Below are 12141 nucleotides of genomic sequence, written 5' to 3'. Positions count from 1 at the left end.
CCGGAGCAGAATGCCACGGTGAATCCAGCGGCGGCTGGAAGTCAGAACGGCACGTTGCCGGCGGGACATCCGAAGATCGAGTTGCCGACCGAGGCTCGCACTTTTGTCGACAAGACCGAAAAAGAAGCGCGCGCGAAACCTGGCGACGTCGAGGCATGGAACAAATTCGGCGCAGTCTCGATGCGCGCGGCGATGTTCGATCAAAGTTATTACGGCAAGGCCCAGGAAGCATACGGCCATGTGTTGAAGTTGGAGCCTGACAACCTCGACGCGCTGCGCGGTATCGGCGATATCGATTACGACAAGCAGCTATATGATGAAGCGATCGCCGCGTACGAGCACTACCTGAAGAAGAAGCCGGACGATCCGGAAGTCCGCACCGACCTCGGCACGATGTACCTCTACACGGGCAACGCCGATCAGGCGGTCGTGCAATACAAGAAAGCGATCGCCTCCAAGCCGGGATTTTTCCAGGCGTACTACAACATGGGAATTGCGTACGGGCAGGAGAACAAGCCCGATGACGCGGCGGCCACACTCAAGCAAGCGCTGACGCTGGCCCCGGACGATACGGCGCGCGGCCAGGTGAAGGAACTGATCGCGAAACTCAGCGGCGCGCCGGCTGCGAGCGCGTCGATGCAAGCCGCGTCGGCGGCGACTCCGCCGGCCGCGAAGGCTCTCGGAACGCCGGCCGCGGCGGTAGCGGCGAAGAGTACGGTGGCGGTTAGCTCGCCGGCGGCGTCAGCAGCGATGGCGGCAAAAACATCCGCGTCACCGGCGGCTGCGCCAGCATCCGGAGAAGACGATTTTCACGACGATGTCGAAGAGATGGTGCGAGGCCTGCCGATCGCGGGATCGAAGGTAACCTCCGTCGAGTGGCCCGACAAGCTCAAGGCCAAGGTCCTGATGGACAACTTTCCGATGGATCAAATGCCACCGTTTGCGAAAACCAAGTTCCTGGACGATCTGAAGGCGGGAATCGACAGCGCCAAGAAGGACAACAACATTTCCTCGCCGGTTGAAGTCAATATCGTTGACGGCGCGAGCGGCCGCGTGATGGAAACCATTACTCAGTAGCTAATTGCGCGAATAGCCAGTCGTGCGATGGAGCCAGATGCAGGGAAAACTGGTCAGGCTGCGCGGTTATGAAAAAGCCGACGCCGACGCGCTGTACCGATGGTTCTCGGACGAGGGAGTCACGCGATGGCTGGGGCCGCCCAACCATCCTTCGCGCGCGCAGCAGGAAAAATTCATCGAGCTGGCGCAGGCAGCGGGCGACGATGCCAAATACTTCGCAATCGAAACGCTCGACGGCAAGCTGGTCGGCGATACCGGAATCAGAAAGATCGACTGGCAGAGCCGCAAGGCCGAGTTCTTCATCACGATCGGCGAGAAACAGTGCTGGGACAAGGGTTTTGGCACCGACGCGCTCCGAACAGTGATTCGCCTGGCGTTCGACAAAATGAACCTGAATCGATTGTGGCTCACCACCCTGGCCGAGAATTCGCGCGCGGTCCGATGCTACGAGAAATGCGGCTTCGTGCGTGAGGGGCTGCTGCGGCAGGAGAGTTTCGTCGACGGAAAGTATCGTGACGTTTTCATGATGGCGCTGTTGCGCGAGGACTATGACCGAAGTCGAGGTGCATGACGATGGCATCGAAATCTTTTGAACGGCTGCGACGCGTCGGAGATCGGCAGACTCTGCGTCTGACTCACTATGGACGCAAAAGCGGGCGACCGTACGAAGTGACTATTTGGTACATGCTCGATGCGGACCGGTTATACCTCGCCTCGGCGAATGCTAATCGCAACTGGGTGCGCAACGTGAAGGCGCGCCCTGCCATCTCACTTCGAGTTGGCGGGGAAGTCTTTAACGGCGACGTGCGCCCGATTACGGACAAGCAGGAACGCGACAAGGTCAACCGCCTCGTCGAGCGCAAGTATTGGTACGTGGCGCCGATGCTTCGGCTGGGACAATTTCTGATGTCGATGGGAATCGTCCGCGACAACACCGCCGCTTTCGAGGTGATCCTCGCCGACGATTAGCGACTGCTACGAGGGCTCTCCGCCTTCGGCAACGCGCTTTAGACTCTCGACCCAGTTCTGATGCCCGCGCTCGAGCATCGGGCGCAGATACCACCACGCGAGTTGCGGCACCAGTCCGTTCTGGCATTCCTCGGTGATGACGCGGCATCCGCCGCGACCGTCCGGTTCGATAATCCAGCCGTGATAAGCGCGCAGCACTCCACGCGCGTCCCATCCAACTTCATGCGACGGTTCGAACACAATCACGCGGCTACTGACGGCGGCGCCGAATGTCTTCCACTTAAATTCGGTGTCAGCCGCAAGGTCCGGTGGATTTCCGCGGATGAAATTGACGTTGGCGCTGTTGCTATACCACGGGCCACTTGGCCGCGCGAATAAGCCATCGCCAGATACGCTCAGGCGCCGCAGCGATCGCAATCTCGTTGCGCGCGTACACCGATGAGTTGTCAGGTTCGAATCCCGCCGGCCATTTCATCGCGATGATTAAATCAGAAGAAGCGGATTTTCTGAAACCTTTCCATTCGTTTCAGCTAAGCCAGGGCGCCGAGGAGCGCGCTCGGCGATGCGCTGTCGCCGAAGGTCGCGCTCACATGCGCGTAGAGATCGACGTTGCCGGGGCCGAAAACGAAACTTCCGCCGAGCTGAAAAGGGTTGGCGCCCAGGCGATGCTGCCGATGGCCGGCTGCTTGCGCGCGCGTCCTTGCCTTGGCGTTGTCACTGCGCAGAAGGTGCAGGAGGTTCGCCGACTTGAGGCCGGCGGCGCGATACGCGAGCCGTTGCTGATCGACAAGCAGCGGAAATGTGATTCCGGTCTCCTCGCGAAAAAGGCGGGCGTAGCGCACATCGCCAAGACCGATGGCGGCGAGATTGGCGCCCCTGGCTCTGAACGCCTGCTCATGGTCGCGCAACTGCGCAACATGCTCGCGGCAGAATATTCAGCCGTAATGACGGAGGAAGACGATTACAGCGGGACTACGTTCCCATAAAGAGCCAAGCCGGACTTCGCGCCCATCTGTATCCGGAAGAGCAATACCGGCCAGCGCGAGGCTGAGCGATTTAGCCATTTGGCGAATCTAACACGATCGAGACGGAATCACCAAAATAAGGACACTCTGCAAGAAAATTGGGCGGGCGCGTTCAAAGAGTCGAGAGGGACGACTCGATGGACGCATTCAGCTCGAAGCTCAAGCTCTGGCTCTGCTCATTTGCCGACCCTCGCCTGTTCCAGATCTTCTCTCTTGGCATCTTGCTCGCCGCCGGCGCGTACTTCCGCGATTTCAGCATTCGGCCGGAGCAGGTAGTGCTGACCTTCGCCGGCGGCCTGCTGACGCAGGGGGCATGCTGGCGGCTCAACCCGTCGAAGCCGCGCTCAATCCGCAGCGCCATCATCAGCTGCCTCAGTCTGACGCTGCTGCTGCGCGCCGATAACCTGATCGCGCATCCGATTGCGGCAGCCGCGGCGATCTACTCGAAGTCTCTTTTTCGATTTCGCGACAAGCATCTGTTCAATCCCGCGACCTTCGGCCTCATCTGCGCGATCGTTTTTCTTCCCGGCACGTGGGTATCTCCCGGCCAGTGGGGCCAGGATGTTGCCGTCGCGGGATGGGTCGTCATGCTCGGTATGCTGGTGACGAATCGCGCGCGGCGCGGCGACATAAGCTGGACGTTTCTCGGGTTCTATCTCGGCGCGCTCGCGCTCCGCATCGAGTACCTCGGTCAGCGATGGGCGGTGTGGACGCATCAGTTCGAGAGCGGCGCGCTGCTGCTGTTCGCATTCTTCATGATTTCCGATCCGATGACAGGCCCCAACGATCGCCGCGGCAGAATCGCGCACGCCGCGCTCGTCGCCGCCCTCGCGTACGCGTGGCAGATCCGGCTCTACCACACGAACGGACTCATCTGGGCTTTGTTTATCGCCGCGCCATGCGTTCCGATTTGGGACGCGATTTGGCCCGCGCGCAAATTCGAATGGACACAAAATGGAGGTGGCCATGAAATCTCTTCACCGCATCCCGATTCTCGCGACATTGACGGTCGTCGCGCTGCTGCTCTGCGCGCCGCGTGAAGGTCGCGCGTTCTGCGGCTTCTACGTCGGCAAGGCCGACGAGCCCCTGGTCAATCACGCGTCGCAGGTCGTGATCGCGCACCATGACGACAAGACCGTCATCAGCCTGATGAACGACTACCAGGGCGAGCCGTCGGAATTCGCGCTAGTGGTGCCGGTGCCGGTCGTGCTCCAGAAGGGGCAGGTGCATATCGGCGATCGCGAATTGTTCCAGAAGATCGATGCATACAGCTCGCCGCGGCTGGTCGAGTACTACGACCCGGACCCTTGCATGATCATGCGCCCGATGGCTCTGGGAGCAGCCAGTGGGATGATGGCGAGAAACGAGGCAGCCGCGCCCGCGTACAAAGAAGCCGATGCGCTCGGAGTCAAGATCGAGGCTGAATACACCGTCGGCGAGTACGACATCGTGATTTTGTCGGCCAAGGAATCGCTCGGGTTGCAAACCTGGCTGCAACTCAACGGCTACAAAATTCCGCTCGGCGCGGATCGCGCGCTCGAGCCGTACATTCGCAGCGACATGAAGTTCTTCGTCGCCAAGGTCAATCTGACCGAGCACAATCGCACAGGGCTGAACTATCTGCGGCCGCTGCAGTTCGCCTTCGAGTCGCCAAAGTTCATGCTGCCGATTCGGCTCGGCATGATTAATTCGCAGGGGACACAGGATCTCGTCATCTACATGCTCACCGAAAACGGCCGGGTCGAGACCACCAACTATCGCACCGTGAAACTGCCGACCGGGATGGACATCCCCGAGTATGTGCGCAGCGAGTTCGGCGACTTCTACAAGGCGATGTTCGACGAGCAGGTCAGGCGCAACGACATGCGCGCCGTGTTCACCGAGTACGACTGGAACATGGGATGGTGCGATCCGTGCGCGGGGCCGCCGCTGTCGCGCGAGGAATTGAAGAGCCTCGGCGTCTTCTGGCTCGACGACCAGCCGGGCGGCGCGATGCCGATGTATCGTCGCCCCGGCGGGTTCATGCCTTATCCCCAGCCGGGCGGCGGCCCGATGCCGGTGATGCTCACGCGGCTGCACGTCCGCTACAGTGCAGAGACATTCCCCGAAGACCTGATCTTCCAGGAGACGCAGGACCAGGAAAACTTTCAAGCGCGCTACGTGATGCATCGTGCGTGGGACGGCTCGCCCACCGCATGCGAGGCCGCGAAGAATTACTTCGACGAGCTGAATAAGCGCAAAGCGCTTGAAGCAGAAACGCTGGCCGATCTGACAGGATGGAACCTGCAGGACGTGATCAAGAAAGCCGGCCTGCCGCCGGAGTCGCAGCCAAAGCCATGGTGGCAAGGTATCTGGGGCTCGTGAAGATGTGGATGGTGTGGAGAGCGCGCGGGGTCGCATCGCGACCCCGCGCCCATGGCTTCAAAGGCTTTTCGAGGATCCTGATCAATTTCTCCGTGTACGCGACCAGATCGCTGCAACTCGCACACCTGACGCTCTGAACCTCATTCGCTTCGATGTAAATCAACATCGTTTTCCCGCCGCATTTGGGGCAGGTCAAAACATCGTCTGTAGTGTCTCCCTTCGCTGCATCCATTGAACGTTTGGTGGTCGGTCAGCCGCATTGACAGCCACGACAGTGTGCCCTAGCCTTGACGGTTTGCTAGACTACAGAAACGGATCGACTGTACCGGAGCCGCTTACCTCGACCTGACCATAACCAAGTTTTCATCCATGTTTGACACGCTCAGCAACCGCCTCGAAGGGGTCTTCAAAAAACTCAAGGGCCATGGCCGCATCACCGAGCGCAATATCGAGGATGCGCTCCGAGAAGTCCGGCTCGCGCTGCTCGAGGCCGACGTCAATATCAAGGTCGTTCGCGATTTTATCGAGCACGTCAAGTCCAAGGCGCTCGGCGCCGAAGTATTGCGCTCGCTCACCCCCGAACAGCATCTGATCAAGTTCGTCGCGACCGAGCTGCAAAACGCGATGGGCGGTTCGGCGCGCGAACTCGATCTGAAGGTCAAGCCGCCCGTCAAAATCATGGTTGTGGGCCTGCAGGGCTCGGGCAAAACGACTTCGATTGCAAAGCTCGCGCTGTGGCTGAAATCGGAACGTAAGCGCCATCCGCTCCTGGCGTCCACCGACGTTTATCGCCCCGCCGCGATGGAGCAACTCCGCGTGCTCGGCGCCCAGGCGCATATTCCGGTCCTCGACAGCAACGAGAACCAGAATCCGATCGAGATCGCGTCGCGCGCGATGGCCCGCGCCGAGACCGGTGGGCATGACGCGATTCTGATCGACACTGCCGGCCGCCTGCAAATCGATGAAGAGCTGATGGACGAGTTGGCGCGCCTGAAGGCCGCGCTCAATCCGCATCACATCATATTCGTCGCCGACGCGATGACCGGCCAGGAAGCCGCCAACGTCGCGGCCGGATTCCACGAGCGGCTGAACATTTCGGGCGTGATTCTGACCAAGCTCGACTCCGACGCGCGCGGCGGTGCGGCGCTTTCGGTGCGCACTATCACCGGCGCACCGATTCTGTTTGCGGCCACCGGTGAGAAACTCGACGCGTTCGAGATTTTCTATCCGGACCGGCTGACGTCGCGCATCCTCGGGATGGGCGACGTGCTGACGTTGATCGAAAAGGCGCAGCAGAACTACGACCAGACCAAGGCCAAGGAGCTCGAGCGCAAGTTCAAGAAGAACGAGTTCACCATCACAGACTTCGCCGAGCAGATTAAGGCGATCAAAAAGATGGGATCGCTTGGCGATCTGATGGGCATGATACCGGGCCTCAAGAAAATCGCGGGCGCGGCCGATTCCGATGAGGCTAAGCGCGAGCTCGAGCGCATCCAGGCGATTATAGACTCGATGACGTTCCAGGAGCGTGGCAATCATCTGATTATCAACGGACGCCGGCGTGCGCGAATCGCCGGCGGCAGCGGCACGTCGGTCCAGGACGTGAACCGCTTTCTGAAACAGTTCGAACAGACGCGCAAGATGATGAAGAAAATCACCCGCATGGGCGCGGGAAAAATGATGATGCGCGGACTGGGCCTCGGCAGCTAGAATAGCAACAGGAGAATCGCATGGGACTTGTAATTCGATTGCGCCGGCATGGCGCACGCAAGAAACCTTTCTATCGCATCGTGGTGGCGGACTCGCGCTCGCCGCGCGACGGACGCTTCGTCGCGCAGGTCGGCACCTACGATCCGGCTTTCGATCCGCCGCGCGTCACGATCAAAAAGGACCTTGCGGACCATTGGCTCAAGGCTGGCGCTAAGCCGAGCGACACGGTAAGGAAGTTAATTAAACGGGCCGAAACAGCAACGGTCTCCGCCTGATGCGACCCGCTGCAACGGAGCCATCCCATGAAGGAGCTCGTTCAGTTCCTCGCACAGCAACTGGTAAACAATCCTGACGCGGTGGACGTGAAGGAGACGCAGGGCGATACCGCGTCTGTCCTTGAACTGCGGGTGGCGAAAGAGGATTTGGGGCGCGTGATCGGCAAGCAGGGGCGGACCGCGAAGTCGATCCGTACGATTCTGAACGCGGTCGCCTCGCGCACCAACCGCAAGGTCGTTCTCGAAATCATCGAGGACAAGTGATCGCGCGCTCGGCGGCTGCGCGATGATACCAATCAGGTTACAGCATCGATGCTCCGCGTCGGCCGCATAACCGGCGCCCACGGGCTCAAGGGCGCGTTGCGATTTCGGCCCGACAATCCAGACTCCGACACATTGGAACAGGTCAAGCGCGTTTTCCTGAAATGCGACGGAGAGCAGCGCGAGTTTCGGCTGGCGGGAATGACGCCGCTCAACGCGACGACGCGGCGAATCACGCTCGATGGCATCGCGGACATAAACGCGGCCGAGGCGCTGAAGGGCGCGGTCGTGATGCTCGCGGACGAAGATGTCCCGCCCGCGAAGCCGCGCGAGTTCTACTACTACGAGGCGATCGGATGCGAGGTGTTTCTGACCGACGGCAGCCGCCTCGGCGCGATCCAGGAAATTTTCTCGAACGGCGCGCAGGACATCTGGGTGGTGCGCGACGGCGAGCGCGAAGTGCTGGTGCCGGTGATCGAGGACGTCGTCAAGGCGATCGACCTCCCGGCACGGCGCGTGACGATCGAGCCAATCCCCGGCCTGCTCGACTGAAGCCGTCTGGCTCCGGGCGACTCACCCGGATAGATTTGGATTCACGCCGCAATGGAATTTCACGTAATCACATTGTTCCCCGAGATGTTCGAGTCGCCATTTCGTGGCGGCATGATCGGACGCGCTATCGAGCAGGGACTAATCACCATCAAGGCGCATCCGCTGCGCGAGCATGGTCTCGGCAACTATCGGCAAGTCGATGACGCACCATACGGAGGCGGCAGCGGGATGGTGATGCGGCCGGAGCCGATTGCGGCCGCGATCGACGCGGTTGATGCGGCGCGGCCGGGCCTGTGGCGCATCCTGATGACGCCGCAGGGCGAAGTGTTCGACAACTCGATGGCGCGCGACCTCGCCAAGCGCGCGCCCGGCTTGATGATCGTCGCGGGGCGCTACGAGGGAATCGACGAGCGCGTGCGCTCGCTGGTAGACCAGGAAATTTCCATCGGCGACTACGTGCTGAGTGGCGGCGAAATCCCCGCGATGGCGGTGATCGAGGCGGTGGGCAGGATGATACCCGGCGTGCTCGGCAATCCCGACTCGCTCGACGCGGAATCGTTCGCGGCCGGGATGCTCGAGTATCCGCAATACACACGGCCCGAGGAGTTCCGCGGCATGAAGGTGCCGGAAATCCTGCTGAGCGGCGACCACGGCAAGATTCGCGCGTGGCGCGAGGCCGAAGCAAAACGGCGCACCGCGCGGCGGCGCCCCGACTTGCTCGAGCGGCGCAAGTCCTGAGCGTGTCCGATCTATTCGTAGCGCTGATTCATCATCCGGTCGTCAATCGGAACGCCGAGACCGTCACCTCGGCGATCACCAGCCTGGACATTCACGACGTCGCGCGCGCCTCGCGAACCTACGACGTGCGCGGTGTGTTCATCGTCCATCCGATTCCCGAACAGCAAAAATTCGCGGCTAGCGTGATCGATCACTGGCGCTTCGACTTCGGCCGGGCGCACGATTCGCGCCGTCGCGAGGCGCTCGAGCGCGTGCAAATCGTCGCGACACTCGACGACGCGATTGCCGAGGCGACGCGAATCGCGGGCGCGCGCCCGCTAATCGTACACACCTCGGCTCGCACCGAAGGCGGCACCAGTTACGCCGATTTGCGCAAGCGGCTAGAGGCTCCGCACGGTGCGCCGATGATGATCCTGCTCGGGACCGGATTTGGAATGTCGCCGGAGGTCGCCGAACGCGCCGACATCGTGCTCGCGCCGATCGTCGGCCCCGGCGACTACAACCATCTGTCAGTGCGCTCCGCCGCGGGAATCATCCTCGATCGCCTTCGCGGCAGGTAACTTCAGAACGACTCGTTAGGCGGCTCGCTTTTTTGTGTCATCCTGACAAAGCGAGCAACGCCAGCGGCAGGAAGGATCTCGGACAGCGGCGCGAAAGCGCCGCCGGTACCGGTTTTGAAAATCGCGCCGCGCTCCTATGCTCCTATCGTCGCGCAAGCGTTGGCACTAGAGCATCGCGCGCAACTTCCCCACGAAACGGCGCATGTGCGGATCTGACCGCTCAAACGGAATCTCGTCGAATCCAAACCATCGCACGCCATGAAACTCGCCGCGATCGAATTCAATCGCGCGCGAGCTGTCGCCGCGTAGCACATACCAGAGCGATATGTCGGTATGCCCGCCGCCTTCACCAACCGTCCGCGTCACCGTGATGAACAGCGGTTGCGCTTGTACGAAGTCCGCCGCGAGGCCCAGCTCCTCCGACAGTTCTCTGACTACGGTTGCTGTTGGGTCTTCGTCGGGCTCGACATGGCCACCGCTCGGCAGCCATAAGCCGGCCAGTTTGTGATCGACCAGCAACAACTTACCACGCGGCTCATCGACGAGAGCGAAATAGCTCACGAGATGCTTGGGTGGGACGTCCGGCTTCCTGGCCCTGAAGATAGGCGCACCCGAACGAATCCATTCGAGCGTCGAGTCGCGATGATCCCGCTCAAGGTCGTCGAGCGGCTCGATTGACATAACTATCTTGGCGATCTTATCGCGCACGGAATCCACAACCTGCCCGCCTGCGAGATTAGCGCCCCCTGAAATCGGCGTACCACCACCCATTGAGTGGGCGCGCGCATTTGGATAGTTTTAGGGGCTCGACTCGAGGTCTTTCTTTCCATGAATACCGTTATCCAGAAGCTCGAAGAGCGGGGCCTGCGCAAGGACCTGCCTGAATTCCGCGTAGGCGACTCGGTTCGCGTTCACGTCAAGGTCGTCGAAGGCGAGAAAGAACGCGTCCAATCCTTCGAAGGCATCGTGATCAAAATCAACCGGGGCGCCAACCGCGCGACCTTTACCGTGCGCAAGGTCTCGTACGGGGTCGGCGTCGAGCGAATCTTCCCGATGCATTCGCCGCGAATCGACAAGTTGCAGGTGCTGACGCGAAGCCGCGTGCGCCGCGCGCGCTTGTATTATCTGCGCGACCTGTCGGGCAAAGCGGCACGGCTCGACACCGCGACCTGAGCGCAGAGCGAATCCTCGATTATCTGTCGTTGGAGGCCGCGGGCTCTTCGACAGAAACCCGCGTCATCCGAACGTTGCCGTCCAGGTAGGCGCCCTCGGACACCGTCAAGTTGCGCGTCTCGATATTGCCGAAGAACTTGGCGCGCGGCCCGAGCACCACGCGCTCGCATCCGACTACGTCGCCGCGCAACTCACCCATGATGAGCAGTCGCGGGGCGAAGACTTTGCCCTCGACCATTCCTTCTTCGCCGACCACGACCAACTCGGGCGAGCGAACCTCGCCGCGGAAGCGGCCCTCGATTCTGATCGGTTCGTGAAAAATCAGTTTGCCCGAGACGTTGACGTTGCGCCCGACCGCGACGCGCGTGCGCGCTTCGGCCCACGCCACGCCTGCATCCTGCGGTATCTGCGTTGTTGAATCCATGAACTACGGCGCCGGGAATACGTGACACGCCACCGCGTGGCCGCCGCGCCCGGTTTCTAATTTCGGTTCGACGTTTGTACAAACATCTTTCGCATAAGGGCATCTTGGATGGAAGGCGCAGCCGGCCGGCGGGTTCATCGGACTCGGCATTTCGCCAGGCAGCTTGATGCGCTCGGGCCTGTGGACGGTGTCGATCGTCGGAATCGCCGAGAGCAGCGCGCGCGTATAAGGATGCCGCGGGTTCAGATAGGTCTCGTCGCGCGATGCGATTTCGACAATCTTGCCGAGGTACATGATCGCCACGCGATTGCTGATGTGCTCGACCACGCGCAAATCGTGCGCGATGAACAGGTAGGTGAGTTTCAGCTTTTCCTGCAGGTCCTGCAGCAGGTTGATAATTTGCGCCTGGATCGAAACGTCGAGCGCCGAGACCGGCTCGTCGAGCACCAGGAAGCGCGGATTGACCGCCAGCGCCCGCGCGATTCCGATTCGCTGGCGCTGCCCGCCGGAGAACTCGTGGGGCAGACGATCCATCGCGTCAGCGCTCATCCCGACCATCGCGAGCAGCTCGACGATTCGCTCTTCTTTTTCTTTGCCGCGCGCGAGCTTGTGAATCTCGATCCCTTCGCCGACGATCGACCTCACGCGCATCCGCGGATTCAACGATGCGTACGGATCCTGGAACACGAGCTGCATCTGTTGGCGCAGCGTGCGAAGCTCGGCGCGGCCGAGCGTTGAGAGATCGCGGCCGTCGAAATAGACGGAGCCCTCCGTCGGTTCGAGGAGTTTCAGAATCAGCCGTCCAAGCGTCGATTTGCCCGAGCCCGACTCGCCGACCAATCCCAACGTTTCGCCGGGTTGAATCTCGAGATTAACGCCGGTCACCGCTTTTATCGAGAGATTTTTTCCGCCGATGATGCCCGTCGAGCCTGCGGGAAACTCCTTGCTGAGATGCTCGACGCGAACCAGCGGCGCGCCCGACGCCGATGCGGCCGTGTTACCCATTGGCGCGG

General features: G+C 61.2%; 17 protein-coding genes and 1 pseudogene. 12 read left to right on the top strand and 6 right to left on the bottom strand.

All coding sequences use genetic code 11. From position 1 onward, the window contains the following. From VJX68_RS10335 to VJX68_RS10325, 3 genes are all read left to right on the top strand, one after another. Positions 1–1077, top strand: a 1077-nt coding sequence (locus VJX68_RS10335) for a tetratricopeptide repeat protein (protein WP_324095602.1), incomplete at its 5' end; no start/stop codon positions are given. Positions 1078–1114: 37 nt separating this feature from the next. Further along, positions 1115–1648: a GNAT family N-acetyltransferase gene (locus VJX68_RS10330; RefSeq protein WP_324095601.1), complete on the top strand. Its 534-nt coding sequence runs from the start codon at positions 1115–1117 to the stop codon at positions 1646–1648. Between the two features lie 2 nt (positions 1649–1650). Beyond that, a complete protein-coding gene (locus VJX68_RS10325) occupies positions 1651–2046 on the top strand; it encodes a nitroreductase family deazaflavin-dependent oxidoreductase (RefSeq protein ID WP_324095600.1) in 396 nt (131 codons plus the stop codon). A gap of 6 nt (positions 2047–2052) precedes the next feature. Here the strand turns inward: VJX68_RS10325 and VJX68_RS10320 are convergent, their stop codons facing one another. The 3 genes and pseudogenes from VJX68_RS10320 to VJX68_RS10310 all read right to left on the bottom strand — a co-directional run. Then, complete coding sequence (locus tag VJX68_RS10320) at positions 2053–2292, bottom strand: SRPBCC family protein (RefSeq protein WP_324095599.1); 240 nt, start codon at positions 2290–2292, stop codon at positions 2053–2055. Between the two features lie 100 nt (positions 2293–2392). After that, positions 2393–2521, bottom strand: coding sequence for a hypothetical protein (locus VJX68_RS10315; protein ID WP_324095598.1), 129 nt, complete (start codon positions 2519–2521; stop codon positions 2393–2395). Between the two features lie 55 nt (positions 2522–2576). After that, positions 2577–3101, bottom strand: a pseudogene (locus tag VJX68_RS10310) (SelL-related redox protein); the annotation flags it as partial. 107 nt (positions 3102–3208) lie between these two features. Between VJX68_RS10310 and VJX68_RS10305 the strand changes: the two are divergent. The 8 genes from VJX68_RS10305 to VJX68_RS10270 all read left to right on the top strand — a co-directional run bounded on the left by VJX68_RS10305 (position 3209) and on the right by VJX68_RS10270 (position 9531). Next, the gene (locus tag VJX68_RS10305) at positions 3209–4111 is read left to right on the top strand and encodes an RnfABCDGE type electron transport complex subunit D (protein ID WP_324095597.1); all 903 of its coding nucleotides are present in this window, start codon (positions 3209–3211) and stop codon (positions 4109–4111) included. Next, entirely contained in the window at positions 4038–5435 is a 1398-nt protein-coding gene (locus tag VJX68_RS10300) for a DUF2330 domain-containing protein (protein WP_324095596.1), read from the top strand. The genes VJX68_RS10305 and VJX68_RS10300 overlap by 74 nt, the downstream gene beginning before the upstream one ends. 369 nt (positions 5436–5804) lie before the next feature. Next, a complete protein-coding gene (gene ffh / locus VJX68_RS10295) occupies positions 5805–7145 on the top strand; it encodes a signal recognition particle protein (RefSeq protein ID WP_324095595.1) in 1341 nt (446 codons plus the stop codon). Positions 7146–7165: 20 nt separating this feature from the next. Further along, a complete protein-coding gene (gene rpsP, locus VJX68_RS10290; protein ID WP_324095594.1) occupies positions 7166–7420 on the top strand; it encodes a 30S ribosomal protein S16 in 255 nt (84 codons plus the stop codon). 27 nt (positions 7421–7447) lie between these two features. Continuing rightward, positions 7448–7684, top strand: coding sequence for a KH domain-containing protein (locus tag VJX68_RS10285; protein WP_324095593.1), 237 nt, complete (start codon positions 7448–7450; stop codon positions 7682–7684). 48 nt (positions 7685–7732) lie between these two features. Continuing rightward, complete coding sequence (rimM, locus tag VJX68_RS10280) at positions 7733–8233, top strand: ribosome maturation factor RimM (protein ID WP_324095592.1); 501 nt, start codon at positions 7733–7735, stop codon at positions 8231–8233. A 51-nt stretch (positions 8234–8284) separates the two neighbouring features. Beyond that, the gene (trmD, locus tag VJX68_RS10275; RefSeq protein ID WP_324095591.1) at positions 8285–8971 is read left to right on the top strand and encodes a tRNA (guanosine(37)-N1)-methyltransferase TrmD; all 687 of its coding nucleotides are present in this window, start codon (positions 8285–8287) and stop codon (positions 8969–8971) included. 2 nt (positions 8972–8973) lie between these two features. Then, positions 8974–9531, top strand: coding sequence for an RNA methyltransferase (locus tag VJX68_RS10270; RefSeq protein ID WP_324095590.1), 558 nt, complete (start codon positions 8974–8976; stop codon positions 9529–9531). 165 nt (positions 9532–9696) lie between these two features. On the opposite strand, the gene VJX68_RS10265 is transcribed toward VJX68_RS10270, so the two are convergent. Next, positions 9697–10212: an NUDIX hydrolase gene (locus tag VJX68_RS10265; protein ID WP_324095589.1), complete on the bottom strand. Its 516-nt coding sequence runs from the start codon at positions 10210–10212 to the stop codon at positions 9697–9699. 147 nt (positions 10213–10359) lie between these two features. On the opposite strand from VJX68_RS10265, the gene rplS reads away from it, so the two are divergent. After that, complete coding sequence (rplS, locus tag VJX68_RS10260) at positions 10360–10704, top strand: 50S ribosomal protein L19 (RefSeq protein WP_324095588.1); 345 nt, start codon at positions 10360–10362, stop codon at positions 10702–10704. A 19-nt stretch (positions 10705–10723) separates the two neighbouring features. Here rplS and VJX68_RS10255 read toward each other — a convergent pair whose 3' ends face one another. Further along, positions 10724–11128, bottom strand: coding sequence for a bactofilin family protein (locus VJX68_RS10255; RefSeq protein WP_324095587.1), 405 nt, complete (start codon positions 11126–11128; stop codon positions 10724–10726). 3 nt (positions 11129–11131) lie between these two features. Next, the gene (locus VJX68_RS10250) at positions 11132–12133 is read right to left on the bottom strand and encodes an ABC transporter ATP-binding protein (protein ID WP_324095586.1); all 1002 of its coding nucleotides are present in this window, start codon (positions 12131–12133) and stop codon (positions 11132–11134) included. Positions 12134–12141: the final 8 nt, after the last annotated feature.

Origin of the sequence: Binatus sp. (SeqCode), assembly GCF_035272065.1 — a bacterium.
GTDB lineage: Bacteria > Desulfobacterota > Binatia > Binatales > Binataceae > Binatus.
This window is presented reverse-complemented; position numbering and strand designations above follow the sequence as displayed.

Bases quoted from the DNA above. Each gene is read 5' to 3' on its own strand.
- VJX68_RS10265 (WP_324095589.1), bottom strand. From the start codon at position 10,212: ATGTCAATCGAGCCGCTCGACGACCTTGAGCGGGATCATCGCGACTCG.
- VJX68_RS10305 (WP_324095597.1), top strand. From the start codon at position 3,209: ATGGACGCATTCAGCTCGAAGCTCAAGCTCTGGCTCTGCTCATTTGCC.
- VJX68_RS10330 (WP_324095601.1), top strand. From the start codon at position 1,115: ATGCAGGGAAAACTGGTCAGGCTGCGCGGTTATGAAAAAGCCGACGCC.
- VJX68_RS10315 (WP_324095598.1), bottom strand. From the start codon at position 2,521: ATGAAATGGCCGGCGGGATTCGAACCTGACAACTCATCGGTGTACGCG.
- trmD (WP_324095591.1), top strand. From the start codon at position 8,285: ATGGAATTTCACGTAATCACATTGTTCCCCGAGATGTTCGAGTCGCCA.
- VJX68_RS10250 (WP_324095586.1), bottom strand. From the start codon at position 12,133: ATGGGTAACACGGCCGCATCGGCGTCGGGCGCGCCGCTGGTTCGCGTC.
- VJX68_RS10255 (WP_324095587.1), bottom strand. From the start codon at position 11,128: ATGGATTCAACAACGCAGATACCGCAGGATGCAGGCGTGGCGTGGGCC.
- VJX68_RS10300 (WP_324095596.1), top strand. From the start codon at position 4,038: ATGAAATCTCTTCACCGCATCCCGATTCTCGCGACATTGACGGTCGTC.
- rpsP (WP_324095594.1), top strand. From the start codon at position 7,166: ATGGGACTTGTAATTCGATTGCGCCGGCATGGCGCACGCAAGAAACCT.
- VJX68_RS10285 (WP_324095593.1), top strand. From the start codon at position 7,448: ATGAAGGAGCTCGTTCAGTTCCTCGCACAGCAACTGGTAAACAATCCT.
- ffh (WP_324095595.1), top strand. From the start codon at position 5,805: ATGTTTGACACGCTCAGCAACCGCCTCGAAGGGGTCTTCAAAAAACTC.
- rplS (WP_324095588.1), top strand. From the start codon at position 10,360: ATGAATACCGTTATCCAGAAGCTCGAAGAGCGGGGCCTGCGCAAGGAC.
- rimM (WP_324095592.1), top strand. From the start codon at position 7,733: ATGCTCCGCGTCGGCCGCATAACCGGCGCCCACGGGCTCAAGGGCGCG.
- VJX68_RS10325 (WP_324095600.1), top strand. From the start codon at position 1,651: ATGGCATCGAAATCTTTTGAACGGCTGCGACGCGTCGGAGATCGGCAG.